24 protein-coding genes are annotated in these 26842 nt (G+C 59.3%); 9 read left to right on the top strand and 15 right to left on the bottom strand.

What is annotated here, in order from left to right; genetic code table 11:
* Positions 1 to 11: 11 nt before the first annotated feature.
* The 8 genes from EKL29_RS18425 to EKL29_RS18390 all read right to left on the bottom strand — a co-directional run bounded on the left by EKL29_RS18425 (position 12) and on the right by EKL29_RS18390 (position 5155).
* Positions 12 to 299 (bottom strand): YqjK-like family protein, encoded by a 288-nt coding sequence (locus tag EKL29_RS18425; protein ID WP_120454937.1) that lies wholly within the window; start codon positions 297 to 299, stop codon positions 12 to 14.
* Positions 296 to 694 carry a phage holin family protein gene (locus EKL29_RS18420; RefSeq protein ID WP_179256414.1) on the bottom strand — a complete coding sequence of 133 codons (399 nt, stop codon included), beginning with the start codon at positions 692 to 694 and terminating at the stop codon, positions 296 to 298. Before EKL29_RS18420 ends, EKL29_RS18425 begins: the two co-directional genes overlap by 4 nt.
* Before the next feature lie 2 nt (positions 695 to 696).
* Positions 697 to 1002 carry a YqjD family protein gene (locus tag EKL29_RS18415; protein ID WP_048784365.1) on the bottom strand — a complete coding sequence of 102 codons (306 nt, stop codon included), beginning with the start codon at positions 1000 to 1002 and terminating at the stop codon, positions 697 to 699.
* A 36-nt stretch (positions 1003 to 1038) separates the two neighbouring features.
* A complete protein-coding gene (locus tag EKL29_RS18410; protein WP_120454933.1) occupies positions 1039 to 1413 on the bottom strand; it encodes a DUF1090 domain-containing protein in 375 nt (124 codons plus the stop codon).
* Between the two features lie 178 nt (positions 1414 to 1591).
* Positions 1592 to 1954 carry an EnvZ/OmpR regulon moderator MzrA gene (gene mzrA, locus EKL29_RS18405; RefSeq protein WP_120454931.1) on the bottom strand — a complete coding sequence of 121 codons (363 nt, stop codon included), beginning with the start codon at positions 1952 to 1954 and terminating at the stop codon, positions 1592 to 1594.
* On the bottom strand, positions 1951 to 2628 hold the full coding sequence (locus tag EKL29_RS18400) for a DedA family protein (RefSeq protein WP_120454929.1): 678 nt from the start codon (positions 2626 to 2628) through the stop codon (positions 1951 to 1953). Before EKL29_RS18400 ends, mzrA begins: the two co-directional genes overlap by 4 nt.
* Positions 2629 to 2950: 322 nt before the next feature.
* Positions 2951 to 3724 carry a transcriptional regulator ExuR gene (exuR, locus tag EKL29_RS18395; protein ID WP_120454927.1) on the bottom strand — a complete coding sequence of 258 codons (774 nt, stop codon included), beginning with the start codon at positions 3722 to 3724 and terminating at the stop codon, positions 2951 to 2953.
* 126 nt (positions 3725 to 3850) lie between these two features.
* A complete protein-coding gene (locus EKL29_RS18390; protein WP_120455124.1) occupies positions 3851 to 5155 on the bottom strand; it encodes an MFS transporter in 1305 nt (434 codons plus the stop codon).
* 376 nt (positions 5156 to 5531) lie between these two features.
* Here EKL29_RS18390 and uxaC point away from each other — a divergent pair, with 376 nt between their 5' ends.
* The 3 genes from uxaC to EKL29_RS18375 are packed head-to-tail and all read left to right on the top strand — an operon-like array spanning position 5532 to position 9893.
* Complete coding sequence (gene uxaC, locus EKL29_RS18385) at positions 5532 to 6947, top strand: glucuronate isomerase (RefSeq protein WP_126690391.1); 1416 nt, start codon at positions 5532 to 5534, stop codon at positions 6945 to 6947.
* A 2-nt stretch (positions 6948 to 6949) separates the two neighbouring features.
* Positions 6950 to 8398, top strand: a complete 1449-nt coding sequence (locus tag EKL29_RS18380) for a tagaturonate reductase (RefSeq protein WP_126690390.1) — start codon at positions 6950 to 6952, stop codon at positions 8396 to 8398.
* 4 nt (positions 8399 to 8402) lie between these two features.
* A complete protein-coding gene (locus EKL29_RS18375; protein ID WP_120454921.1) occupies positions 8403 to 9893 on the top strand; it encodes a UxaA family hydrolase in 1491 nt (496 codons plus the stop codon).
* Between the two features lie 376 nt (positions 9894 to 10269).
* On the opposite strand, the gene sstT is transcribed toward EKL29_RS18375, so the two are convergent.
* The 3 genes from sstT to EKL29_RS18360 form a co-directional block, all read right to left on the bottom strand.
* Positions 10270 to 11502 carry a serine/threonine transporter SstT gene (gene sstT, locus EKL29_RS18370; protein ID WP_120454919.1) on the bottom strand — a complete coding sequence of 411 codons (1233 nt, stop codon included), beginning with the start codon at positions 11500 to 11502 and terminating at the stop codon, positions 10270 to 10272.
* A gap of 235 nt (positions 11503 to 11737) precedes the next feature.
* Complete coding sequence (locus EKL29_RS18365) at positions 11738 to 12709, bottom strand: TerC family protein (RefSeq protein ID WP_126690389.1); 972 nt, start codon at positions 12707 to 12709, stop codon at positions 11738 to 11740.
* Positions 12710 to 12963: 254 nt separating this feature from the next.
* A complete protein-coding gene (locus tag EKL29_RS18360) occupies positions 12964 to 13956 on the bottom strand; it encodes a Gfo/Idh/MocA family protein (RefSeq protein WP_126690388.1) in 993 nt (330 codons plus the stop codon).
* A gap of 147 nt (positions 13957 to 14103) precedes the next feature.
* On the opposite strand from EKL29_RS18360, the gene EKL29_RS18355 reads away from it, so the two are divergent.
* Entirely contained in the window at positions 14104 to 15792 is a 1689-nt protein-coding gene (locus EKL29_RS18355; protein ID WP_126690387.1) for a chloride channel protein, read from the top strand.
* Here EKL29_RS18355 and EKL29_RS18350 read toward each other — a convergent pair.
* Positions 15789 to 16292, bottom strand: a complete 504-nt coding sequence (locus tag EKL29_RS18350; RefSeq protein WP_120454911.1) for a M48 family metallopeptidase — start codon at positions 16290 to 16292, stop codon at positions 15789 to 15791. The genes EKL29_RS18355 and EKL29_RS18350 overlap by 4 nt on opposite strands.
* 81 nt (positions 16293 to 16373) lie before the next feature.
* Between EKL29_RS18350 and rlmG the strand changes: the two genes are divergently transcribed.
* Positions 16374 to 17492 carry a 23S rRNA (guanine(1835)-N(2))-methyltransferase RlmG gene (gene rlmG, locus EKL29_RS18345; RefSeq protein ID WP_126690386.1) on the top strand — a complete coding sequence of 373 codons (1119 nt, stop codon included), beginning with the start codon at positions 16374 to 16376 and terminating at the stop codon, positions 17490 to 17492.
* On the opposite strand, the gene EKL29_RS18340 is transcribed toward rlmG, so the two are convergent.
* Complete coding sequence (locus tag EKL29_RS18340) at positions 17493 to 19508, bottom strand: FAD-dependent oxidoreductase (RefSeq protein WP_409339863.1); 2016 nt, start codon at positions 19506 to 19508, stop codon at positions 17493 to 17495.
* Between the two features lie 107 nt (positions 19509 to 19615).
* Complete coding sequence (locus tag EKL29_RS18335) at positions 19616 to 20329, bottom strand: polyphenol oxidase family protein (RefSeq protein ID WP_126690384.1); 714 nt, start codon at positions 20327 to 20329, stop codon at positions 19616 to 19618.
* Positions 20330 to 20429: 100 nt separating this feature from the next.
* On the opposite strand from EKL29_RS18335, the gene EKL29_RS18330 reads away from it, so the two are divergent.
* The 4 genes from EKL29_RS18330 to EKL29_RS18315 all read left to right on the top strand — a co-directional run bounded on the left by EKL29_RS18330 (position 20430) and on the right by EKL29_RS18315 (position 25709).
* Positions 20430 to 21239, top strand: a complete 810-nt coding sequence (locus EKL29_RS18330; protein WP_120454902.1) for a 5'-nucleotidase, lipoprotein e(P4) family — start codon at positions 20430 to 20432, stop codon at positions 21237 to 21239.
* Between the two features lie 583 nt (positions 21240 to 21822).
* Positions 21823 to 22443 (top strand): carbonic anhydrase, encoded by a 621-nt coding sequence (locus EKL29_RS18325; protein ID WP_126690383.1) that lies wholly within the window; start codon positions 21823 to 21825, stop codon positions 22441 to 22443.
* A gap of 2 nt (positions 22444 to 22445) precedes the next feature.
* Complete coding sequence (locus EKL29_RS18320) at positions 22446 to 23915, top strand: SulP family inorganic anion transporter (protein WP_126690419.1); 1470 nt, start codon at positions 22446 to 22448, stop codon at positions 23913 to 23915.
* 369 nt (positions 23916 to 24284) lie between these two features.
* Positions 24285 to 25709 carry a GGDEF domain-containing protein gene (locus EKL29_RS18315; RefSeq protein WP_120454898.1) on the top strand — a complete coding sequence of 475 codons (1425 nt, stop codon included), beginning with the start codon at positions 24285 to 24287 and terminating at the stop codon, positions 25707 to 25709.
* A gap of 21 nt (positions 25710 to 25730) precedes the next feature.
* On the opposite strand, the gene ddlA is transcribed toward EKL29_RS18315, so the two are convergent.
* Positions 25731 to 26825, bottom strand: a complete 1095-nt coding sequence (gene ddlA / locus EKL29_RS18310; RefSeq protein WP_120454896.1) for a D-alanine--D-alanine ligase — start codon at positions 26823 to 26825, stop codon at positions 25731 to 25733.
* Between the last annotated feature and the right edge of the window lie 17 nt (positions 26826 to 26842).

Below are 26842 nucleotides of genomic sequence, written 5' to 3'. Positions count from 1 at the left end.
GAAGAGAAAAATTAGCGCTGCGGCAGGGCCGCTTTCAGCATGCGCCAGGTGCTCCAGACGCCAAAGCCGCGCTTGAGCAGGCGCATAAATTTATTCGGGCTGCGCACCGACCAGATAGCCAGCGCGCTGCTGCCGATGGCCAGATAACGCCGCATGCTGAGGAACGTCAGCCAGCCGCGGTCATACTGCGCGGTGCTTAGCAAAAAATCACGGCGGCTGGCGCTCAGATCGAGCCGCTGCTGTTGTATATCGCTCAGCAGCGCATGAATGCGCGCTTCACGTTCCTGTTTGCTGCTCATGCGCGGTTATCCTCCAGCAGCTGACGGTCATTCTCCAGCTCTTTGCGCGTATGGTGCAACAGAGTGGACTGACGCGATTTGCGCAGGCTCCACAGGCCGAAAATAATCGCCAGAAGAAAGAGTACGCCGGTCGTAATGCCAATCGCCATCAGACGATACTGCGCGTCGACGGCCCAGATAATCAACACCATCAGGCTCATCAGTCCGAAGGCGGTGAACAACATGGTCAGGCCAACCATCAGCAACAGCTGAATCAGGTTGGCCTTTTCCGCTTCCAGCTCGACCACCGCCAGACGTACACGGGTCTCGACCATGCTGACCAGCGTAGTGACGATGCGCTGACCGATGTTGATGACCCCTTTGCCGGGGCCGTGGCTCTGCTGAGAATCCGCCATAATTAACGCCGTGAAATCAGGATGCCGATCGCCACGCCAATTGCCGCACCGATGCCAACGCCATGCCAGGGGTTTTCACGCACGTAGCCGTCTGCTTTCTGCGCGGCTTCACGCGTGGTTTGTGCCAGATATTCACCGGAATCGCCCAGCTTCTCGCGTGAGCTGTCGAGCGCTACGCGCGCTTTCTGACGCAGCTTATCCAGTTCGCCTTTAGACTTATCCGTGGTGCTGCTCAGCACCTCTTCCAGCGTATCCGCCAGATTTTTTAACTCAGCACGCAAATGTTCTGATGAAGTGTCTTTTGACATGTAATGTTCCTTTTAGCTTCAGTGATTGAGTCCGGATTAATAAGGCTCCGCCTGTAACTTTTTCAGATCCTGGCGGGCTTCTTCCAATTTATGTTCACGTCTGGCAATTTTTTCCCTGTCGTCGCCCTCCTGACGCTCTTCTTTTAGCTCGCGTTCGCGCTCTGCGACTTTTTCTCGCTGCGCCTTGATGCGCGCCTGGTGAGAGGCTTTCAGTTTATTGTCGCTACAGCTGGCGCGTACTTCGGTTAAGGCGCGCTCCAGTCCATTGACGCGACGCTGATTGTTATGCTGTTTCGCCATCGCAATTTCATGCTGAATGTCCTGCTCTTTCTGCTGACAAAGCGATTCCGCCGCCATCAGCGAACCCGAGAGAGAAAACAGCGCGAGGCCAAGAAGTAATTGATGTTTCATCAGGCTTGTTACCTTCCATTGTTACTGACCTGCCGTGACCAGACAGCGTCATCTCCTGGCGTGTCAGATAGCTGAGCCATCCACTAAGCATAGACAGCGCCTGTAAAAAGTTCAAAAAAGACGGGGGGATACAGATTATTCTGTTGCCGTCCTGTCAGCGCAAGACGGCAACAGCGGGTCAGGAAATATTCAGCATGGTTGAGGAGGCGGAAGCCGAATCGGGGTGTCTGGCGACGACAAAGCCGTCCGGCAGCAAACGACGCAGCACTTTTTGCGCGGCAAGGCTCTGCTCTTCGTTTTCGAAATGAATAATCAGCGCATCGCCTGAAGGAGTAATACTTTTGATGCGGATGCCCTGCGCCGTCAGCTGTTGATAGAGATAAAACCCGTCAGGCAGCGGGCCGCCGGCATGAGAAACGCGGATCTGCACCACGCTTTCATGCTGCAGCAGCATCGGCGTCAGGCCGATCGCCAGCAGCAGCAGCGCGGCGATCGCCAGCCAGGGCAGCATACGGCGGGGAATGGGGCGATAAATTTTCATGATTCGCCCTTACCATTCTGATTCGCCTGGCGCTTGCGCCATAGCACCACCAGCGAGCCCACCAGGCCGATAACCAGCAACACCAGCGGCAGCAGCATCAGACAGAACATCATTTCATCTTCATAGCGACGAAAGATCGGCGTTTTGCCCAGCGCAAAGCCGAGTACGGTGAGAATCACTACCCAGAGCAGCGCGCTGACCCAGTTAAAAAACTGGAAGCGGGCGTTATCCAGGCCAGAAAGACCGGCAATCGTCGGTAACAGGGTGCGCACGAAAGCGATAAAGCGGCCAATCAGCAGCGCTGACAGGCCGTGGCGATGAAACAGGCTGTGCGCGCGAGCGTGATATTGTGCAGGAAGATGAGAGAGCCACTTCTGTACCGTCGGCGTATTGCCGAGCCAGCGGCCCTGAATATAGCTGACCCAGCAGCCGAGGCTGGCGCCGGTAGTCAGTACCAGAATTGTCAGCGGGAAGCTCATGGTGCCTTTGGCGATCAGCACGCCCACCAGAATCAACAGGCTATCACCCGGCAAAAACGCGGCGGGCAGCAGACCATTCTCCAGAAAGAGGATCATAAACAGCACGCCGTAAATGGCCCATACCAGCGTCGGATCGGAAAGGGTTTCGTAGTCCTGTTGCCACAAGGCCTGCAGCAACGCATGCAAAATATCCATCAATCATTCCTGAACATCATTGTTTAACGCGTCTCAAAGGACATAAGCGCAGACCGGCGTTTGGTTATCTGTTTTAGGAGCACAGTCTGGGCAGAGTTTTCCGGATCCTTCCAGAACAGATTGTTTAACCAGCGAATTTTTAAACCCTGTCGCAAAGGGTAAAAAAGGGGCGCTAACTGTAACAAAAACTACAGGGCTGAGACAGGGGGATGTGTCCGTCGCACAGGAGTTTTACCCTTTGACAAGGTCCGTCAAAAGGAGCTTTACACGACCTGACACTATTGCAGATTAACTGACTTTCCTGCGCGAAAACGCAGCAGAATCAATGTGAATGGCTAGAGCCGTCCGGCAGGATAACGGGGTTCTCGGCAAACATATAACGATCCACATTAAATTCAAAATCATCGGCGGTCGCGTTAAACAGCATCTGTTTAGTATTTTCCAGATGTTGCCACATCGCCAGTTTGCTGGCGGCGGGATCTTTGCGCATCAGCGCCTTGAGGATCTGATCGTGGTCGTCGCACCAGCTGAGAATGCTGCGCTGGTCGATATGTTCGTGGAGTTTAAGCCAGTAGGGATTGTGCAGGCGATGCAGCCACATCTTTTCGACAATGGCCGCCAGCGCGCTGTTTTGGGTGGATTGCGCAATGCGCACATGAAACTGCATGTCCCACTGCGAGTCGCGGAAGTGATCTTCCTGACGCGCTTTTTCCTGAATCGCCATCAGCTCGATAATGTCCTGCCGCGTCACCTGCGTCGCCGCGAATTCGGCGACGTTGCTCTCAATCAGCTGACGCGCCTGCAGCAGTTCGAAGGGGCCAAAAGTGGCGAATTCGAGCTGGCTTGAGGTCATCACGCGGTTTTGCTGCTGGCTGGCTATAACGTGAATACCGGAACCTTTGCGTACCTCAACGTAGCCTTCTACCTCCAGCATGATAATCGCTTCGCGCACCACCGTGCGGCTGACGTTCATCTCTTCCGCGATCAGGCGTTCGGCAGGCAGCTTATCGCCTACAGGATAAGCGCCTGTTTCGATACGGCTTTTCAGATCACTGGCGAGCTGCTGGTAAAGTCGACGAGGTTCGGTCAGTTCCATAGCGTATTCCCGTGTCGCAAATAAAGTTGTTATACCACTTTGCGGCCGCTAAATAAAAGGTCCCGCGTCATTATGACGCGGGACGCTTGTTTTCCCACCTGGCGGGCGTGTCAGCAGCTGGCTGCCTCAGCCGCGTACGGTTGCTCCCTGCGGCGGCACGACCTCTTTCTCCAGCTCAGAGACCGGCTGATTACGCAGGACCGTCCAGATCACCACGGCGCCTAACAGATCGAACACCGCCAGCGCGGCGAACAGCGGGCTGAAGCCCAGCGTATCGGCCAGTGCGCCAACTACGAGCGCAAACATGGTGCTGGCCGTCCAGGCCGCCATGCCGGTCAGGCCGTTGGCGGTGGCTACTTCGTTACGGCCGAAGACGTCGGAAGAGAGCGTAATCAGCGCGCCGGAGAGCGCCTGATGGGCAAAGCCGCCGACGCAGAGCAGCGCGATAGCGACATAGGGGCTGGTGAAGAGGCCGATAGTGCCGGGGCCAATCATCAGCACCGCGCCCATGGTCACCACCAGCTTGCGCGAAACGATCAGGTTGACGCCGAACCAGCGTTGAAACAGCGGCGGCAGATAACCGCCGAGGATGCAGCCGAGATCGGCGAACAGCATCGGCATCCAGGCGAAAAGCGCAATCTCTTTCAGGTTGAAGCCATACACCTTGAACATAAACAGCGGGATCCAGGCGTTAAAGGTGCCCCAGGCGGGTTCCGCCAGGAAGCGCGGCAGGGCGATACCCCAGAACTGGCGGTTGCGCAGAATCTGACGCGCCGACATTTTTTTAGTGTTGCCGGTCTGATGCTGCGCTTCCTGGCCGGAAATAATGTACTGACGCTCTTCGTCGCTGAGTTTGGTCTGCTGTTTGGGATGCTTATAGAAGATCAGCCAGCAGAGCGCCCAAATCAGGCTCAGCACGCCAGTGATGATAAATGCCATCTGCCAGCTGTGCGCCACAATCGCCCACACCACCAGCGGCGGCGCCAGCATAGCGCCGATCGAGGAGCCGACGTTGAAGTAGCCCACGGCGACGGAGCGCTCTTTAGCCGGGAACCACTCGCTGCTCGCTTTCAGGCCCGCCGGGATCATCGCCGCTTCCGCCGCGCCGACTGCGCCGCGCGCCAGCGCAAAACCGCCCCAGCTGCCTGCCATCGCCGTCGCGGCGCAGAAAATCGCCCAGAGTACGGCAAACACGGCATAGCCGACTTTGGTGCCGAGCAAATCGAGCACGTAGCCCGCGACCGGCTGCATAACGGTATAGCAGGCGGAGTAGGCCGCCACGATGTAGGAGTACTGTTGGGTGGTGATATGTAAATCGGTTTGTAGCGTCGGCGCGGCGACGGCGATGGTATTACGGGTGAGATAACCCAGCACGGTGCCCAGCGTCACCAGCCCGATCATATACCAGCGTAGCCCTTTAATCTTACGCATCATTTACCTCTTCCAGTGTTCTGTCTGCGGTCTTGCCGCTGTTGTTATCTGGAGCGGGACAACCGTGATTCGGCTTACCTCACGCCCGCAGGCCACGCGAATGCGGCCCTGTGTTTACCTTGCCATTACGGGTCGAGAGCGTAACTTGTTATACAACTTTAAAAGTTGAGAGCCATCACAAAAGCCCCTTTTGCAATATGGGATACTTTAAATCTGCGTCAGGACAGCCATTTAGCACGCTACAGAGAGCAAAAACGTCCATGAGGACAGGGCGTTGCTGCTATTTATGTGAGCGAGATCTCAAAGAATTCTGTAGCTGACTAAAATTGGTATGATAACTTTGAGCGCATTCAGGCTCTATCAAGAGGAAGCAAGTATGTCGCGTTTTATGACCGAGGATTTTTTGCTGGATACCGAATTTGCTCGTCGCCTTTATCACGACTATGCAAAGGATCAGCCGATTTTCGACTATCACTGCCATCTTCCGCCGCAGCAGATTGCCGAAAATTACCGCTTTGCCAACCTCTATGACATCTGGCTGAAGGGCGATCACTACAAGTGGCGCGCTATGCGCGCTAACGGCGTGCCGGAAGCCTTCTGCACCGGCGACGCCAGCGACCGCGAAAAATTCAACGCCTGGGCGCGCACCGTACCGCACACTATCGGCAATCCGCTCTATCACTGGACGCACCTTGAACTGCGTCGCCCTTTCGGCATAACCGATACCTTGCTCTCTGAAAAAACCGCCGACGACATCTGGGAGCGCTGCAACGCACTGCTGGCGCAGGATGACTTTACCGCGCGCGGCATTATGCAGCAGATGAATGTGAAGATGGTCGGCACCACCGACGATCCGCTGGATGACCTGCAGCACCATCGCGCGCTGGCGCAGGATGGCAGCTTCAGCGTCAAGGTGCTGCCGAGCTGGCGTCCGGACAAAGCCTTTAATATTGAGGCGGAAGGCTTCCTGGCATGGATCGAGAAGCTGGAGTCGCTGACCGACATCAGCGTGCGCCGCTTTGACGATCTGCGCAGCGCACTGAGCAAACGCCTCGACTATTTCGCCGATCACGGCTGTAAGGTTTCAGACCACGCGCTTGACGTCGTGCTCTACGCCGAAGCGGACGACGCGACGCTGGACGCCATTCTGGCCGCTCGCCGCGCAGGCAACGCGCCGGACGCGCAGGCGATTGCGCAGTTTAAAACCGCCGTGCTGGTGTGGCTGGGCGGCGAATATGCGCGTCGCGGCTGGGTGCAGCAGTACCATATCGGCGCGCTGCGCAACACCAACCGCCGCCAGTTTGAACTGCTGGGCCCGGACGTCGGCTTCGACTCGATTAACGACCAGCCGCTGGCGGAACCGCTGGCGAAGCTGCTGGGCGCGCAGAACCTGCATAACGCGCTGCCGAAAACCATTCTCTACTGCCTGAACCCGCGCGACAACGAGGTGCTGGCGACCATGGCGGGCAATTTCCAGGGAGAGGGCGAAGCGGGCAAAATGCAGTTCGGCTCCGCCTGGTGGTTCAACGATCAGCTCGACGGCATGCAGCGTCAGATGACGCAGCTGGCGCAGATTGGCCTGCTTAGCCGCTTTGTCGGCATGCTGACCGACAGCCGCAGCTTCCTCTCTTATACGCGTCACGAATATTTCCGCCGCCTGCTGTGCCAGATGATTGGTCGCTGGGTTGAAAACGGCGAAGCGCCGGGCGACGAGGCGCTGCTGGGCCAGATGGTGCAAAACATCTGCTTTAACAACGCGCGCGACTACTTCGGCATAGAGCTGGGAGCCTGATAATGCAGCGGCTAAATCGCCACGATTTTCCCGGCGCGATCTACAGCGAGCGCGTCATCCAGTTCGGCGAGGGCAACTTTCTGCGCGCCTTTATCGACTGGCAGCTCGACTGGCTGAACCAGCATCAGGGCACCGACGCGGGCGTCGTGGTGGTACGGCCGCGCAACCGTGCCGTCAGCGACAGCCTGAACCAGCAGGATGGCCTTTATACCACGCTGATCCGCGGTCTGAACGAACAGGGCGAGCGAGTCAGCGAAACGCGCCTGATCCGCAGTCTGAATCGCGAGATCCAGCCTTATCTCCAGCATGACGACTTTCTGGCGCTGGCGCGCGCGCCGCAGATGCGGTTTGTCTTCTCCAACACCACCGAGGCGGGCATCGCCTTTGCCGAGAGCGATCGCCTGACGGATGCGCCCGCTTCCAGCTTTCCCGGCAAACTGACGCAGCTGCTATGGGCGCGCTTCGAGCACTTCAGCGGCGCCAGCGACAAAGGCTGGCTGATTGTGCCCTGCGAGCTAATCGACCATAACGGCGACGCCCTGCGCGAGCTGGTGCTGCGCTATGCGCGACACTGGCAGCTGCCAGAAAGTTTTACCGCCTGGGTAACGCAGCACTGCATGTTCTACAACACGCTGGTGGACCGCATCGTGACCGGTTTCCCGCAGGAGAGCGAGGCGCTCGCCGCTCAGCTGGGCTACGAGGATCGTTTTCTGGTGGCGGGCGAGGTGTATTACCAGTTCATTCTGCAGGGACCGCGCGCGCTGTTCGACGAGCTGAAGCTGGATGCGCTGGCGCCGCAGGTGCGGCTGGTCGAGGATATCGCGCCGTGGAAGGCGCAGAAAGTGGCGATCCTCAATGGCGCACATACCGCCATGGTGCCGGTGGCGTTCCAGGCTGGGCTGGAGAGTGTCGGCGAAGCGATGGCAGATCCGGCTATCTCAGGTTTTGTCGATCGTCTGCTGCGCGAGGAGATCATTCCTACGCTGGACCTGCCGCGCAGCGAGCTGCTCGCCTTCGCCGATGCGGTAGAGCGACGCTTCCGTAATCCCTTTATCCGCCATGCGCTGCTCTCCATCGCGCTGAACGGCATGACCAAGTTCCGCACCCGCCTGCTGACGCCGCTGCTGGCGTCGCACGCGCAGAATGGCGCCTGGCCGCCGCGTCTGACCTTCGCGCTGGCGGCGCTGATCGCCTTCTATCGTGGCGCGTCGGCGGAGAAAAACTGGCCGCTACAGGATGACGCGCACTGGCTGGCGCGCTTTGAAAAAAACTGGCAGGCACTCAATAACGACCAGATTTCCCCGGAACAGCTGGTGCGCGAGGTGTTAAGCGACGCGCAGCACTGGGGCGAAGATTTGACCCGGCAGCCGCAACTGGCGGCCGAGGTCAGCCGACACCTGCAAAATATCATCGTCCACGGCATGCGTGAGGCGTTGAGCACACTGGGATAATGCTATGCAAGACGCGATTAAGATTCACTCTCAGGATAACGTCGCGGTAGCGCTGCGCGACTTAGAAGCAGGGCAGACTATCGACCTGCAGCAGACGGCGGTGCAGCTGCTGCAGGCCGTTACGCGCGGCCATAAGTTCGCGCTGCGGCCCATCGGCGAGGGCGAACTGGTGATCAAGTACGGCTTGCCAATCGCCCACGCCACGCAGCCGATCGCCGCAGGCGAGGTGATCCACTCCAGCAACGCGCGCACTAACCTGAGCGATCTGGATGAGTACGACTATCAGCCGGCCTTTGTCGAGGTGCCGCCGCAGCCTGGGGATCGCGAGGTGCAGATCTATCGCCGCGCCAACGGCGATGTCGGGATCCGTAATGAGCTCTGGATCCTGCCGACCGTCGGCTGCGTCAACGGCATTGCGCGTCAGATCCTGCAGCGCTTTCTTAAAGAGACCGACAACGCGGCGGGCACCGACGGCGCGTTTCTGTTTAGCCACACCTTCGGCTGCTCGCAGCTGGGGCAGGATCATGAGAACACCCGCACCATGCTGCAAAATATGGTGCGTCATCCCAACGCTGGCGCGGTGCTGGTTATCGGCCTCGGCTGTGAAAACAACCAGGTCGACGTCTTCCGCGAGACGCTGGGTCTGCCGGAGAGCGATCGCATCCAGTTTATGGTGTGCCAGCAGCACGACGATGAAGTAGAGGCGGGTCTGGAGCGTCTGCATGCCCTGTATGAGGTGATGCGTCACGACAAACGCCAGCCGGGCAAGCTAAGCGAGCTGAAGTTTGGTCTGGAGTGCGGCGGTTCCGACGGTTTTTCCGGCATTACCGCCAATCCGCTGCTGGGGCGCTTTTCCGATCAGATGATCGCTAACGGCGGCACCACGGTGCTGACCGAGGTGCCGGAGATGTTCGGCGCGGAGCGTATCCTGATGAGCCGCTGTCGCGACGAAGCGACCTTCGGGAAAACCGTGGCGATGATTAACGATTTCAAGCGCTATTTTATCGACCACCAGCAGCCAATTTACGAGAATCCCTCGCCGGGCAACAAGGCGGGCGGTATTACCACGCTGGAGGAGAAATCGCTGGGCTGCACCCAGAAAGCGGGCTCCAGCCAGGTGGTGGATGTGCTGAAGTATGGCGAGCGGCTGAAAACGCCGGGGCTGAATCTGCTGAGCGCCCCTGGCAACGATGCGGTCGCCACCAGCGCGCTGGCGGGGGCGGGTTGCCATATGGTGCTGTTCAGCACCGGGCGCGGCACCCCTTACGGTGGCTTTGTGCCGACGGTGAAGCTGGCGACCAACTCGCCGCTGGCGGAGAAGAAGCCGCACTGGATCGACTTTAACGCTGGCCGTCTGCTGGAAGGGATGAGCATGGATGCGCTGCTGGAGGATTTCGTCGACACCATCGTGGCGATCGCCAGCGGCAAGCTGACCAACAACGAGAAGAATGATTTTCGCGAGCTGGCGATTTTTAAAAGCGGCGTGACGCTGTAAATTGGCTAATCGACAGAGAGGTTAATGTCGCTGTTTCAGACGGCGCGAAAGTACGGGGAGCGGGTGGCATGGAACGAGGAGCAAAGCGTCCCGCGCCATGGACGGCGCGGGCCGAGCGAGCAGGGATGCGTAAAGCGACTTTGCGATCGGTCCATGCTTCCCGCGACAGCATACGGCTAAAAGAGAGTGATACTGGACTGTGACAACGAGCCTGCGCGGATGAGATGGCTCGATCGCAAAGACGCAAAAAGCGGCATCCCTGCCAGCTCGGCCCGCCTCTTCCCTGAGGCGGGACGCTTTGCTCCTCGTTCCCTCTCATCCGCTTGCAAGCTTGGGCTGCGGCCTGTTAGAGCGACCTCAGCAGCACAGCTGTAGATCAAGCCCGGCTGGCTTCGCGCTCGGCTTCAGCCTGGCAAACCGCGGCGGTAAACAGAATATCGGTAGAGGAGTTCAGCGCCGTTTCGGCGGAGTCCTGCAGCACGCTGATAATAAAACCGGCTGCCACCACCTGCATCGCCAGCTCGTTCGGTATGCCGAACATATTACAGGCGACCGGGATCAGCAGCAGCGAACCGCCCGCCACGCCCGACGCGCCGCAGGCGCACAGCGACGCCACCAGACTCAGCAGAATCGCGGTCGACACGTCAACCTGAATACCCAGCGTATGCACCGCCGCCAGTGTCAGCACGGTAATGGTGATGGATGCGCCCGCCATACTGATGGTCGCCCCCAGTGGAATAGAGACCGAATAGGTATCCTCATCCAGATTCAGGCGTTTCGCCAGTGCCATATTCACCGGAATATTGGCTGCCGAACTGCGGGTAAAGAAGGCGGTTACGCCGCTTTCGCGCAGGCAGGTAAAGACCAGCGGATAGGGGTTGCGACGGATCTTGCTGTAGACCAGTAGCGGGTTCACCACCAGCGCCATTAACGCCATACAGCCCAGCAGCAGCCCCAGCAGATGCGCATACTGCCACAGGGCGCCAAAGCCGGTAGAGGCCAGAATCGACGCCACCAGACCGAAAATGCCGACCGGCGCGCAGCGAATTACGCAGCGCACCAGCCAGGTCACCGCATGCGAGACATCGTTAAGCAGGGCGCGGGTGCCGGGCGAGCTGTGGCGGAACGCCAGGCCGAGGCCGATCGCCCACACCAGAATGCCGATGTAGTTTGCTTCCATCAGCGCGGTAATCGGGTTCGCTACCATATTCATCAGCAGGCCGCGCAGCACCTCAGTTATGCCCGACGGCGGCGTAATTTCGGTTTTGCCGACCGCCAGCGTCAGCGTCTGCGGCATCAGATGGCTCAACACCACCGCGATCGCCGCGGCGAAAAAGGTGCTTAACAGATAGAGCGCGATAATAGGTTTGATATTGGTCTTCTGGCCCTGTTGATGGCTGGCGATAGAAGCGATCACCAGCACCAGTACCAGCAGCGGCGCAACGGACTTCAGTCCGCTGACGAAGAGTTCGCCCAGCAGGCCGACGGCCAGCGCGGCATCCTTCGAGACCCAGGCCAGCGCCACACCGGCCACCAGCCCTACCATGATTTGTTTTACCAGGCTTCCTGCGAGTAACGCGCCCAGACGACCGGAAAGAGAGTTCTGCATAATTGTTCTTTAGGTTGTAGCGGGATGTGGCTTCAGAGGGCGTCGATTAACGCGCCTGAAGCGGTTTGCCCGGCGGAGTATAAGGAAAAGAGCGGGCGAGGAAAGAGATAATTCTGTCTGTGCGAGGGGGATCGGATTTCTATTATGCTGGATGAAGGAAGTGTGACAGAGCGATGAAATGTCGCACCAGTGACTGGCAAAATAAAACAGGGGCATTACCTGCCCCTGTAGCGGATTATTGCGAGCGCTGTTTTTGGTCGCTTTTGCGATTCACCCAGGCGTTAATCAACAGGGTTGAACCGAGGATGGCGCCGACCACGCCCAGCGAGATCGCCACCGGGATATGGTAGAACTCGACGATCAGCATCTTGATACCGATAAAAACCAGCACGATTGCCAGACCATACTTAAGCATGGAGAAGCGCTCGGCGACGTTAGCCAGCAGAAAGTACATGGCGCGCAGGCCGAGGATGGCGAACAGGTTAGAGGTCAGCACGATAAAGGGATCGGTGGTCACGGCGAAAATCGCCGGAATGCTGTCAACCGCGAAGATCACGTCGCTCAGCTCCACCATAATCAGCACCAGCAGCAGCGGTGTCGCAAACAGCACGCCATTCTTGCGGGTAAAAAACTTCTCACCCTCCAGCGCGTCGGTCATACGCAGGTGTTTACGCAGCCAGCGTACCACCGGCTTGTCGCCCACCGCGTTTTCATCATCCTCTCTGGAGAAGGCCATCTTGAGTCCGGTCAGCAGCAGGAAGGCGCCGAACAGATAGAGGATCCAGCTAAACTGCGTTACCAGCCAGCTGCCCGCAAAGATCATAATCGTGCGCAGCACAATGGCGCCCAGCACGCCGTAAATCAGCACGCGGCGCTGCAGCGCGGCGGGAATCGAGAAGTAGCTGAAAAGCATCAGCCAGACAAAGACATTATCGACCGCCAGCGCTTTCTCCAGCACATAGCCGGTTAGAAACGCCAGCGTCTGCGTCGTGGCGACTTCCCGACCGGCGCTGCCCTCGAGATACCACCAGAAGGCGGCGCTGAACAGCAGCGACACCGATACCCAAATCAGCGACCAGGCTGCCGCCTGTTTAAAACTCATGGTCTGCGCGCCGCGGCGTCCCTGTAAAAAGAGATCGATCGCCAGCATGACGAGCACCACTACCGCAAAGCTGCCCCAGAGAAGAGGCGTTCCTACCGTCTGCATAACTTTTCCTGCCCTGAAATAAAAAACGGCTGAGGTCAGAAGACATCAGCCGCTTTACAGGGATGTAAGCAAACCTTGCCTTCCGGCAAGGTCTCACTTACAACGCAGAATCAGATTCCGGGTTGCCTGACGACCGGATGCTTGCGCATCGTAATGACGATCGTTCAGCTTACAAGTTACTCCCCTTTGCTGGCAGTTAAGATAGGCGCTGACCCTGCAAGAGGCAATAGCGGGCCATTCATATTTAGACATATTTACACAGACTGTCCGTCGGCGGGAAAAACCACGCCGGTCTGGCGACGTATCTCGGTCAGCAGCGCGGCGGTGATACGCGATGTTTCCAGCCCCGGATGATCGACGCGGCGCTGCCGCACCAGCTGCACAAAGTTCTGGGCTTCATAGAGCATGGTATTGATATGCTGCGGCTGGCTGAGATCCTGCGGCTGCGCGGCGGTCTGGCGCGGCACCAGGCTAACCGACTGCATCTCTGACAGCTTTTCGATCAGCAGCGAGCCCGCTTCGCCCTGAATTTCACTGGGAATACGCGAGTCGCTGACTTTGGAGTGCAGCAGCGTGACGTCAAAGTCGCCATAGTCGAGCAGCACGCTGCCGTGGCCGTCAACGCCGCTGGCCAGCAGCGCGGCGCTGGCTTTTACCGCCCGCGGCGCGCCCCACAGCGCCACCGCCGTCGCCAGACAGTAGTAGCCGATATCCATTATCGAGCCGTTCGACCAGCGCGGATTAAAGGTATTGGGATTTTCACCGTCGAGGTAGCGCTGATAGCGCGACGAGTACTGGCAGTAGCTGAACAGCGCCTTGCGCAGCGGACCGATAGCGGGCAGCGCCTGCTGCAGCTGCGCGAAGTTGGGCAGGCTGGCGGTTTTAAACGCCTCAAACAGAATCACCTGATGCTGCCGGGCGCAGGCGATCATCTGCTCCGCTTCGCGCAGGTTAGAGGCGAGCGGCTTTTCGCAGATAACATGTTTACCATGTGCCATAAACAGCAGCGCCTGCTCGCAGTGCAGGGCGTTCGGGCTCGCCAGGTAAACCGCGTCGATAAGATCGCTGGCGGCCAGCGCCTCCAGCGAGGTAAAGAGATGCGAGCAGGGATAGGCTTCGGCGAAGCGTTCCGCCTGCTGCTGCGTACGCGAAAAGATGGCGTTCAGGCGCATATGGCCGGTTTCGTGCGCGGCCTCGATAAACTGGCGCGTTATCCAGTTGGTTCCCACAATAGCAAAACGGATCACGTCGACTCTCCTGCGGCAAATAGCGGCAGAGTAGCACGCCGCAGAGCGGGAGCAAGCGCCGGAAAGAAAGGGAATTTGATCCTGCGATCCGCCTTCCAATATAGTGATGACGCAACGGCGACGGGCTAAAAAAAGTGGAGAAAGCGCTTGAAAGGAAGTAAACACGCACTGAACTGGACCACGCTGCTGGTCGCGATCCCGGTAGGCCTGGCGGCGTCGCTGGTGACGCTGGCATTTCGCGGCATTATCGAACTGATTAACCGCCTGCTGTTCGGCAGCAGCAATGAGATCACCGTGGCGATGCACGCCTGGCCGTGGATCTTCTGGCCGCTGCTGGTGGGGGCGGGCGGTGTGCTGGCGGGTTTTTTCCTGCGTTATGCGGTGAGCATCGAACAGCAGCAGACGGTAAAGACTGATTACCTTGAGGTGATTAACGCGCGGCTCGACGCGGTACCGACCCGCACCTCGCTGTTCCGCGCGCTCTCTTCGATCGCCAGCATCGGCTCGGGCGCCTCGATCGGTAAAGAGGGACCGATGGTGCAGCTCTCCGCGCTGTGCGGCAGCGTGCTGGGGCGCTGGATGCCCGCCTCGCTGAATCTGAAAAACAGCGACGTGGTGGCGATGGCCGCCGCCGCCGGACTCTCGTCGGTCTACCATGCGCCGCTGGCGTCGGCGATCTTCGTCGCCGAGATCGCCTTCGGCATCTCGGCGCTGCAGCGTCTGATCCCGCTGGTCATCGCCTCGTCTGTCGCCGTGATGACCATGTGGTCGCTGGGCTTTCGCAACGCGCTCTATCCGCTGGCGGACGCCAGTTTTCAGATGGACGTCAGCAGCCTGGTGATGACGGTGGCGATAGGTCTGATCGCCGGGCTGGCGGGCTGGCTGCTGATTAAGCTTATCGCGCGCAGCAAGGCGCTGTTCAGCCATATCCGTTCGCTGCCGCTACGGCTGGGCGCGGGCGGGCTGGCGGTGGGCGTGCTGGCGCTCATCTCTACCGATATTCTCGGCAACGGCTACGAAGTGATCGTTAAAATCATGGCGGGCGACTATCTGCTGCCGGGTTTGCTGCTGCTGCTGGTGCTGAAGACGCTGGCGACAATGCTGTCGGTCGGCTCCAACGCGGTGGGCGGGCTCTTTACGCCATCGCTGTTGATCGGCGCGCTGCTCGGCGTGGCGCTGGCGACGCTGGGGGCGGCGCTCCATCTGCCGCTCGGTAACGTGCTGCCCTATGCCGCCATCGGCATGGCCGCGGTGCTGGCCGCCGTCAGCCAGGCGCCGCTGATGGCGATCCTGATGGTGCTGGAAATGACCCTTAACAGCACGCTGCTCTTTCCGGTGATGATCGCCGCCGTACTCGCCTCGATGGTGGTCTATCGCCTGCAGTCCGCCAGCACCTACCCGGTGGTCGGCAATCACTTTAACCGCTCAGAAGCCAAATATGACTTCGACAATATGCGCGTGGCGGAGCTGATTATTCCCGGCGCGGCGCTGCAGCCGCAGGAGTCGGTCGGCCAGGCGCTGGCGGTCAGCTCGCTGAAGCGCGAGCGCTATGTCTACGTCATCAACGCGGCGGGTGCCTTTCTCGGCGTGGTCTCGATTCACGACATCGCGCGTAAGGTGCTGGCGCAGGAGATCACGCTGAATTCGCCGGTCGCCACGGTGATGGACGACAACTTTCCCGTCGTCTACCAGAATCAAAGCATGCGTGAAGGATGGGAGGCGTTCGCCCGCGTAACGCTGGAGCGGCTGCCGGTGCTCAACAATCCGCAGGAGAAACGCTTTCTCGGCGCGCTGACCAAAACCAGCCTGATCCAGAAAGCGCAGGAGTTTCTCTAGGCCGCGTTGCCGCGCATCGCCTGATCCGTCATCCAGAGCCGGGCGTCAAACTCCAGCTGATGGTAGTTCGGCTCCATATGGCAACAGAGCTGATAGAAAGCCTTGTCGTGATCCTTCTCTTTCAGGTGCGCCAGCTCGTGCACCACGATCATGCGCAAAAAAGGCTCCGGCGCGAGGCGGAAAAAGGTGGAGACGCGGATCTCCGCTTTGGCCTTGAGGTTGCCGCCCTGGACGCGCGACACCGCCGTATGCAGGCCCAGCGCATGTTTCATGACCTTGATTTTATTATCCCAGATCACTTTACTGATCGGCGGAGCGTTGCGCATAAAGCGATTCTTCAGCGCCTGGGTATAGTCATATAACGCTTTATCGCTGACGATATCGTGCGTGTCGGGGTAGCGCTGCTGCAAAAAAGCGCCAAGCTTTTCATGGTCGATCAGCGTCTGAACCTGCTGAAGGATGTTCTCAGGATAACCCTGCAGATAGATAAGTGAGGACATTAGGGATTCCCGGCGAAAGACAGTATACTGCGCCCCCCTTTTGGGGCGTAAAACAGCCAGATTGTACCAGCCGGAGAATTCATGAGCCAACTTGAACTAGTCGATCGCACCCTGATCCTGCATCGTTTCCCGCAAATGCGTGAAGAGAGTCCGCTTCAGGCGTGGGACGCGGCGGATGAATATCTGCTGCAGCAGTCGCTGCCGGAAGGGCCGATCCTGGTGTTCAACGACAGCTTCGGCGCGCTCACCTGTGCGCTTAATCCGCGTCCGGTCTGGCACGTCAGCGACTCCTGGCTCAGCCAGCAGGCGACGCGGCAAAACCTGCGTCTTAACGCGCTTGACGACGGCGAGGTGCATTTTCTCAGCAGCCTCGATGCGCTGCCCGCCGCGCCGGCCGCCGTGCTGATTAAGGTGCCGAAAACCCTGGCGCTGCTGGAGCAACAGCTGCGCGCTCTGCGAGAGGTCGTGACCGCCGATACGGTGATCCTGGCGGCGGCGCGCGCCAAAGAGATCCATAACTCCACGCTGCAGCTGTTCGAGAAGATCCTCGGCGAAACCCGCACCTCGCTGGCGTGGAAAAAGGCGCGTCTGATCTATAGCCACTTCAGCGCGCCCGCGCTGGCACCGCAGGCGGCGACCACCGTCTGGCCGCTGGATGAGACGCCCTGTCAGATCCACAACCACGCCAACGTCTTCTCCCGCACGTCGCTGGATATCGGCGCGCGCTTCTTTATGCAGCACCTGCCGGAAAATATCGAGGGCGAGATTGTCGATCTCGGCTGCGGCAACGGCGTGATCGGCCTGATGGCGCTGGAAAGCAATCCGCAGGCTGAAGTGCATTTTCTCGACGAGTCCTATATGGCGGTGGCGTCGAGCCAGCTTAATGTTGAGGTGAACCGTCCGCAGGACCTGACGCGCTGTGTATTCCGCGTCAACAACGTGCTGAGCGGCTACCCTTCAGATCGCCTGCACGCAGTGCTCTGCAATCCGCCTTTCCACCAGCAGCACGCCGTAACCGATCATCTGGCATGGCAAATGTTCCGCGACGCCAAACGCTGTCTGCAGTATGGCGGCGAGCTGCGCATCGTCGGCAACCGCCACCTCGACTATCATCACAAGCTGAAAAAGCTGTTCGGCAACTGCACGCTGGTGGCGTCGAACCAGAAGTTCGTGGTGCTGCGCGCGGTAAAGATGCGCTGATTAGATAGTCAGCGCCAGCTGTACGGCCTGGGCGATTGCCCGGCGCGCGTCCAGCTCCAGCGCCACGTCGGCGCCGCCGATAAGGTGAACGGCTTGGCCGCGTGCGCGCAGCGCGGCTTCCAGCTCGCGCTGTGGCTCCTGCCCAGCGCAGATAACGACGTTATCCACCGGCACGCACGTCACCGCGCCGTCGCGGCACAGGTGCAATCCCTCATCATCAATCGCCAGATACTCTACGCCGCCCCACATGCGCACACCGCGCGCCTGCAGCGTGGCGCGATGGATCCAGCCAGTGGTTTTACCCAGCCCCGCGCCCGGCTTGCCCGGTTTGCGCTGCAGCAGCCAGATAGCGCGCGCAGCGGGCAGGGGCTGCGCAGGCTGCAGGCCGCCGCGCTGCGTCAGCGTCAGGTCGATGCCCCATTCGCGGCAAAAGCTTTCTGTCGTCTGCTGCTCCGCCGGCTGAGAGAGATACATGGCGGTATCGAAGCCGATGCCGCCCGCGCCAATAATGGCGACGCGTTGGCCTACCGGTTTTTTGTCGCGCAGCACCTCAAGGTAGCTGAGTACGCTGGGGTGATCGATACCCGGAATATCCGGCGTGCGCGGCTGGATGCCGGTCGCCAGCACCACCTCGTCGGCATCCTGCAGGCTCTCCGCCGTCGCGCGATAGCCGGTACGCACCTCGACGCCAGCGGCGGCGAGCTGGTGGGCGAAATAGCGTAAGGTTTCGCTGAACTCAGCTTTGCCCGGGATCTGGCGCGCGATAGTGAACTGGCCGCCAATCTCTGCAGCGGCCTCATAGAGCCGCACGCGATGACCGCGCTGCGCCGCCTGCAGCGCGAAGGCCATCCCCGCCGGACCCGCACCCACTACGGCGATCTGCTTCGGCGTGGCGCAGGGCGTAACCGGCATCACCGTTTCATGACAGGCGCGCGGGTTCACCAGACAGGAGGTGATCTTGCCGACAAAGATCTGGTCGAGACAGGCCTGGTTGCAGGCGATACAGGTATTGATGCTCTCCGCCGCGCCGAGCGCGGACTTACTGACGAAGGCGGCATCGGCGAGAAACGGACGCGCCAGCGACACCATATCGGCACAGCCGCTCTGCAACAGCTGCTCGGCGACCTGCGGGTGGTTGATGCGGTTGGTGGCGATCACCGGCGTCGAGACATGCTGGCGCAGCCGCTGCGCCGCCGAGGCGAAAGCCGCGCGCGGCACTGAGGTGGCGATAGTGGGAACGCGCGCTTCGTGCCAGCCGATGCCGGTATTGAACAGGGTAACGCCGCACTTCTCCAGCTCCTCGGCCAGCGCCAGCGTCTCTGCCAGCGAGCTGCCATCTTCTACCAGATCCAGCATCGACAGGCGAAAAATCACAATAAAGTCGCGGCCCACGGCGTCGCGTATCGCCCGGGTAACGGAGAGGGCAAAGGCCTGACGGCGCTGTGCGTCGCCGCCCCAGCGGTCGCTACGCTGGTTGGTGCGCGGCGCTAAAAACTGGTTAATCAGATAGCCTTCAGAGCCCATGATCTCCACGCCGTCATAGCCTGAAAGCTGGGCGAGCCGCGCGCAGCGGGCGAAGTCGCTGATGGTTTGCAGGATCGCCTGCTCATCCATCTCCTGCGGCAGAAAAGGGTTAATGGGTGCCTGGATCGCCGAGGGCGCGACCAGATCTTTTTGATAGCTGTAGCGGCCGGTATGCAGGATCTGCAGGGCGATTTTGCCGCCTTGCGCATGTACGGCGTCGGTAATCTGGCGGTGCCAGCCGCACTGGTCAGGCGAGGTGAGCATCGCGCCATGCTTCATGGTGACGCCCTGCGCATCGGGCGCTACGCCGCCGGTAACAATCAGTGCGACCCCTTCGCGCGCGCGTTCGCCATAAAAAGCGGCGAGACGCTGCGCGCCGTCGGGATGCTCTTCCAGCCCGGTATGCATCGATCCCATCAGGAAGCGGTTGCGCAGCCGGGTAAATCCCAAATCGAGCGGGGCGAACAGGGCAGGGTAGGCGTGACTCTTCACGGCGGCATCACTCAGGTTAAGTGGTCGGATGAGTGTAATGTAGCTGCCGTGATGTTAAAAAAAAGTGAAAGTTTACCGCGCTGTGAGGCGCATCAAAAAAGCGGGCCTTAGCCACCCCGACGGCGTATCCATGAAAAGCGCGACTGATAGCCGCTGTTAAAGTGGGTGTTGCGGCGATAGCTGGCGCCGTTTTCCGCCATGCAGTAGGTGCAAAAACCGACGTTTTCGATATGTGCCGCCGGCACGCCTGCTTTCAGGAGTATTTCCGTCGCCAGCTGTGGCAGATTGAACCAGATGCCATTCTGCGTAGCCTTCGCCTGCGGCCTGACGGCGAAAGGATTATGCGGCTGCTCGCGGTGCCAGCAGTGCGACAGCGAGCCAGAGAAGCTTTGCGCGATCGACGACAGCATCTCCTCGCCCAGTTCGTAGCAGCAGGGCGCGATGGCCGGGCCGATGGCGACATACAGGCCATCCGGCGAGGTGCCATCTTCGCACAGCCGCTCCACGGTGCGATCCAGTATGCCCGCCAGCGTGCCTTTCAGGCCCGCGTGCACCGCCGCCACGCGCCGCTGCTGCGTATCGGCGATGAGCACCGGCAGGCAGTCGGCGGTGTAGACCGCCACCGGCCGCTCGCCAAAGCCGATAATGCCATCCGATTCGCAGCTTTTCGGCGGCACGTTGGCCGCGTCATCTACCACCGTCGCGCTGTGGCGCTGATGGCCGTAAGCGACATCGTCGGGCGGCGCTTCGCCTGCGGGCTGGAAGGCATATTCAACCCACTCCAGCGCATCAAGCAGGGTAGAGCGTACGCGGATTCCCATATGAATCTCCTCTGAGGCGTTTGGCTGCATTCAGCTTAGGTTAACTGCTACATTTTGAAAGCGTTACCCCCTTCTACTTTTCCGGCTTAAGGATAACAAGATGAAAATGACCGCAACGCTGCTGACCAGCGGCCTGATGGCGCTGATGCTGTCGGGCTGCGCCTCGCAGTCGGCGCAAAATGCGCAGCAACAGCTCGGCCAGCAGTCAGTGATGGCACTTAACTGGTTTCAGCAGTCCGGCGAGTATCAGGCCCTGACGTGGCAGGCCTTCAACGGCGCGCGTCTCGCCTTTGACGCCGCCCCGTCGCTGACCGGCAAGCCTAAGGCGGTGATCGTCGATCTGGATGAGACCATGATCGACAACAGCGCCTACAGCGCCTGGCAGGCGAAAAACGGGCAGCCGTACAGCGCGCAAAGCTGGTCGGCATGGACCCGGGCGAAGCAGGCGCTGGCGGTGCCCGGCGCGGTCGATTTCGCCCGTTACGTTACGTCACATGGCGGCACGCTATTCTATGTGTCTAACCGCGACCAGAAGGATTATGACGCCACGGTTGCCAACCTGACGCAGCTCGGATTCCCGCAGGTTAACCCGCAGACCGTACGTCTCAGCAGCGGCAGTTCAAACAAGCAGGCGCGTTTCGACGCTATCAAAGCGGCAGGCTATAACGTCGTGCTCTACGTCGGCGATAACCTGAATGATTTCGGCGAGGCGACCTGGCATCAGGACAACGCGCAGCGTCGCGCCTTTGTCAGCCAGAATCACACGCTTTTCGGCACCCGGTTTATCGTCTTGCCGAATCCGCTCTATGGCGACTGGGAGAGCGGCATGGCGGAGAATTACAATAAGCTGACGCCGCAACAGCAGCTTTCAACGCGCGATGCGCGGCTGAGGGCATGGAACGGTAAATAATTCGTCAAGCGAAAGAGCCTGCAATAACAGGCTCTTTATTTTTGCCGCTGATATTTACGTTCAGGAGGGATTATTTCACTGCAAACTAATTTAATTATCTCTTACTTTTAAAGCGGCGCTTATTAAGCGCATTACACTGCTTTTTTTGCTGATAGCCAGTTTTAATCGCTACTGGTTAAGAAATTAATTCGGAATTTTCCGTAATAAAGTGCCGTTGCTAATTGAGTGCGGGCAACAGTCCAGCAAAGCTAAGTGTAATTATTTGTCATTGAGAAAGGCTTTTTAATTATGTTGTTATTTTAATCGATTGATATTTATAAAATTTATCAATTGATATTTAGCGTCGTTAATTTTATCAGCTTAATCAGTTTTACCTTTAATTTACCGTAACTGAATTAATGCTTACAAACCTCGTGCCGTTCTGGCTTATAAAAAATTACGCATGCTTAATTAATCATAAAGAGCTATAAACAATTTCTGTGATGAACTGCGCTCTTTTCCTGACAGCCAGTCGTTAACTGTGAGCCGGTTCACTCCTTTGTTCGCCTGTATATTTCCTTCCCGGTTGTTGAGAGAGACGAATGTGACGACACTGAAACCTTTATTAGCGAAAAATCGCAGCTGGGCGCTTCAGCGCCGTGAACGTAATCCTGACTATTTTGCACAATACCTCCATCAACAAAAACCACACTCGCTCTGGATTGGCTGCTCAGACAGTCGCGTACCGGCCGAGGTTCTGACCGGTTCCCATCCTGGCGAACTCTTTGTCCATCGCAATATCGCCAATATGGTGGTCGACGGCGACGACAACCTGATGAGCGTGCTGCAGTACGCCATCATTTATCTCGGCGTAGAACGCATCGTGCTGTGTGGTCATTACGGCTGCGGCGGCGTTCAGGCGGCGCTTACCCTACCGCAAAGCCCGCTGGCGCAGGAAACCTCAGCGCTGGCGCGGCGTATCGCCACGCTGCGACAGGTGCTGGGCGCCAGTTTGCCCGATGAACAGGAAGCAACAGCCGAGACGTTAAACCAGCTGGTTGAGGTAAACGTGTTAGCGCAGTTCTCCCGTCTGGCCGCTACCGCGCCGGTGCGCGACACGTGGCGAGCGGGCCAGACATTAGATCTCTTCGGCTGCGTTTACGATCTGCAGTCGGGCCATCTCAAAGAGTTAATCCAGCAATCAGCAGAGGAATCTTCGCCATGAATGTGAATACGCTTCGTCAGGATATTCCTGCCGGTCTGGTGGTCTTTCTGGTGGCGCTGCCGCTCTGTCTCGGCATCGCGCAGGCGAGCGGGCTGCCGCCGTTTGCCGGCTTGCTGACCGGCGTGATCGGCGGGCTGCTGGTCACCGCGTTAAGCCCTTCACGCTTTGCCGTCAGTGGCCCGGCGGCGGGACTGGTCACTATCGTCGTCGCCTCGATTGAAACGCTCGGCAGCTTCAGCGCTTTTCTTACCGCGCTGGTGCTGGCGGGCCTGATGCAGTGTGGCCTGGGCCTGCTGCGCGCCGGCCGGTTTATCTCGCTGGTGCCAGGCAGCGTGATCAAGGGAATGCTGGCGGCCATCGGTATTCTGCTGATTATCCAGCAGATCCCGGTGGCGTTCGGCATTGAGGGCGATGCGGGGCTGGCGGGGTTCGCCAGCGGGGCCGCTGCCTTCTCCGCGCCTGCGATGCTGGTTGCTGGCGGCAGCCTGGCGATCCTGTGGTTATGGACCACGCCGCTGATAAAGAAGGCTGGCGCGCTGGGCTGGATACCCGGTCCGCTGGTCGCGGTGCTGTTTGGCTGCGCCGCGACGCTATTCGGCGGGCGGCTGATGCCGGAGAGGGCGAACGAGCTGTCACGCATCGCGCTGCCGTCGTTCGACAGCCTCTCAGCGCTGACGGCTCAGCTGGAGAGTCCAGCCTGGACGGCGTGGCAAAACCCGTCGGTCTGGGTGGTGGCGGTAACGCTGGCGCTGGTCGCCAGCCTGGAGACGCTGCTGAGCCAGGAGGCGCTGAAGAAGCTGCGCCCGCAGAACCCGCCGCCGTCGCCCAACCGGGAGATGTTCGCACAGGGCATCGGCAATCTCAGCGCCGGTCTGCTGGGTGCCATGCCGATTACGGCGGTGATCGTGCGCAGCTCGGTGAACGTCAGCACTGGCGCGCAGACCAAACTCTCTGTTCTTATTCACGGTGTGCTGCTGTTGATCTGCGGATTGTGGTTCAGCGATCTGCTGAACGCCATTCCGCTGGCCAGCCTGGCGGCGGTGCTGCTCTATACCGGCTATAAGCTGGCAACGCCGCGCCTGTTCGTAGAGCAGTTCCGCATGGGGGCGCAGCAGTACGTGCCGTTCCTCGCCACCATTGGCGGCATTATTCTGTCTGGCATGCTGATGGGCATTGGTATCGGTCTGGCGACGCAGATGCTTATTAGCCTGTATAAGAGCCACCGCAATGCGCTACAGCTGACCCGCTATGACGATCACTATGTGCTGCGCTTCCAGCAGAATCTGACCTTTCTGCATAACCCGAAGCTACAGGGGCTGCTGGCGGAGATCCCGGAAAACAGCGTGGTGATTGTGGATCACGATAACGCCGAGTATCTGGATCCAGACGTAAAAGCGGTGCTGAAAGATTTCGGCGACAGCGCGGATAAGCGCGGCATTCGCCTCAGCCAGTGGCCGGTAGCGGTCAAGTAAGGGGGGGTAGCCTGCCAGTCAGGTGCTTACGCGGGTGACATGGCCCGATCGCAAAGACACAAAAGACGGCATCCCTGCCAGCTCGTCCCGCGACATCCTTGTCGCGGGACGCTTCGCTCCTCAGTCTATGTCACCCGCCAGTTGACTCCTTAACCGTCTGAAAATCAGATATCTCGGATGGCCGTTTTTTTTATTTAGGGCATAATTGGCGCGCCGAAAGCCAGACGGCGTAACCCAGATGATGAGTAGCGTCGATCCCTGCCGTTTATTCGCTGAATTGCCCGGACGGCGAATGCGGTTTAATGGCGTGCGGCGATCGTCCGGGACGGGCAGGGAGCGGAGAATTTACAGGCTACAGGGTTCAGACCTATGCGCGTTAAGCTGTTTGCAGAGCACAAGGCTACAAAGAATGTCTTATCGCTGTTTCTGATCACCCTGCTGTTTTGCTTTTTAGGCAGTCATCTGCGCATTCCCGCCGAGCTATCGCTATTCTGGCCGGTGAACGCCATTGTCGCCGCCGTTATTGTCCGCCATCCTTTTCTGCATCGCTTTCGCTACTACCTCACCAGCTTCGCCGCCATGGTGGTGAACGACACGGTTTTTTCCGGCTGGGCGTGGCCCGCCGTCACGCTGAACGTCGCTAACCTGCTGTTTATCTTTATTTCTGTCTCTATGCTGGTAAAGCACTACCTGCGCGACGCCGATCGCAGGCAGATCAGCAACGCGCTGCGCATCTTTCCCGCCTGTCTGCTCGCCGCCTTCGCATGCGCCACCTGGGGTGGGCTGGCACAGAATATGAGCTTCGATGCCCGCTTCGCCACCGCCTGGAGCGACTGGTTCAGCGAACAGTTATCCACCGGCCTGATGCTGTTGCCGTTTTTACTGACGCGCAGCTGGCGCAGCCTGTCGGTCGCCGCGCCGCTCTCACCGGGCAAATGGCTTCCGCTGCTGAGCGTCGTGCTGTCACTGGTGGTCGGCGCCATGATCGGCGGCGCGGGCAGCCTGACGTTTCCGGTTCCGGCGCTGATCTGGTGCGCCATCGTGTTGCCGATCCCGGTAACCAGCCTGGTGATACTCCTGGCCGGCATCAGCGAAATCGTGCTGGTCTCGCACGGCGTGATGAATATTCAGGGCAATGACAACCTGCTGCCTTTAAGCCACCTTACTTCGGCGCGCCTCGGCGTGGCGACCGTCGCCATCAGTCCGCTGATCGTCGCCGTCAGTATGGATGCGGTGCGCCAGCTTAACCAGCGGCTCGCTTTGCGCGCCAACTACGATTTTCTGACCCAGCTGCTGTCGCGCTCCGGGCTTTACGAGAGCCTGAAAGAGGAGCCGTTCTCTGCCGGGCGTAGCGTCGGCGTGATCCTGCTTGATATCGACTATTTCAAAACCATCAATGACAACTTCGGCCATGACGCTGGCGACGGCGTACTGGAAGAGATCGCGCTGCGGATGCAAAAAGTGGTGGGTAAACAGGGCCTCATCTGCCGTTTCGGCGGTGAAGAATTTGCTATCGTGCTGTTCGACGCCCGGCCTGAACAGCTTTACCGGCTGGCGGAGGCGGTGCGGCAGGCGATAGGCAAAGAGAAGTTCTGGCTGCAGGGCAACACCGTTACCGTAACCGCCAGCCTGGGGCTGGCGCAGGGAAGGGCGGGTGAAGAGCGCGGCTGGCACAGCGTGGTGAATAAGCTGATCTCCGCCGCGGATAAAAATCTCTATCTTTCCAAACGCAACGGGCGCAACCAGACTTCGCCCGCCTGGCGCACCCTGACGCTGGCCAGCGACGTGGCGTAAATCACCCCGTCGCGCTCACGCTTACACGCTGCTTTTTAACTGGCTGGTCTGCTGATGACGCTCCAGCGCCAGCTCGATCAGGCGAGTGATAAGCTCGCGATACTCTAGTCCCGCCGCCTGCCACAGCTTGGGATACATGCTGATATTGGTAAAGCCGGGCAGGGTATTCACCTCGTTGACGATAATCTCGCCTGCGTCCGTCAGAAAGACGTCGACGCGCGCCATGCCGCTGCACTCCAGCGCCTGAAACGCCTTGATCGCCACGGCGCGGATCGCCTCGCTGCGCTCAGCGTCAATGGCTGCAGGCACCTGCGTCCGCGCGCCGGTTTCGCTGATATATTTGGTCTCGTAGGAGTAGAAAGCGTCGTGCACCACTATTTCGCCGCACGGGCTCGCCTGCGGTTCATCATTACCCAGCACGGCGCACTCGATTTCACGGCCTTTGATCCCTTTTTCAATCAGCACCTTGCGGTCAAAGGTGAAGGCGAGATCCAGCGCGCTATCGAACGCTTCGACAGTGTCGACTTTACTGACGCCGACCGATGAGCCCTGATTGGCCGGTTTGATAAACAGCGGCAGGCCCAGCTGCGCGACTACCTCAGACGCCTGGATACGCGACCGCTGCGCCTGCGTCACGCTAATCCAGGGCGCAACCTGCAGCCCGGCGTCGCGCAGCAGACGTTTGGTGACATCTTTGTCCATGCTGACCGCCGAACCCAACACGCCAGAGCCGACAAAGGGCAGCGACGCCATACGCAGCAATCCCTGCAGCGAACCATCTTCACCGAGCGTGCCGTGCACGATAGGAAAAATAACATCGATCTGCGACAGCGCGTGGCCGCTCTGGCGGGCGATCACCTGCTGCTGCGACTCGCCCGGTACCAGCGCCACGCTTTCGCCGCCGCGGTTGAGCGCGATAAGCGCCGGATCCTGCGCGTTGATCAGAAAGTTCGAGGCGTCATTCAGATGCCACTGACCCTGTTTATCAATGCCTAACAGCACCGGCTCGAAACGCGTTTTATCAATCGCATCAAGGATATTTTTAGCCGACTGTAACGATACTTCGTGCTCGGCCGATTTGCCGCCGAACACAATGCCTACCCGCAGTTTTGTCATTAGAGCTTGCCTGAAAG

It is taken from the genome of Pantoea sp. YU22, assembly GCF_003970755.1.
In the GTDB taxonomy this organism is placed as follows: Bacteria; Pseudomonadota; Gammaproteobacteria; order Enterobacterales; family Enterobacteriaceae; genus Pantoea; species Pantoea piersonii.
The sequence above is the reverse complement of the archived record's forward strand: the minus strand, read 5'-3'. Positions and strand labels throughout refer to the sequence as shown.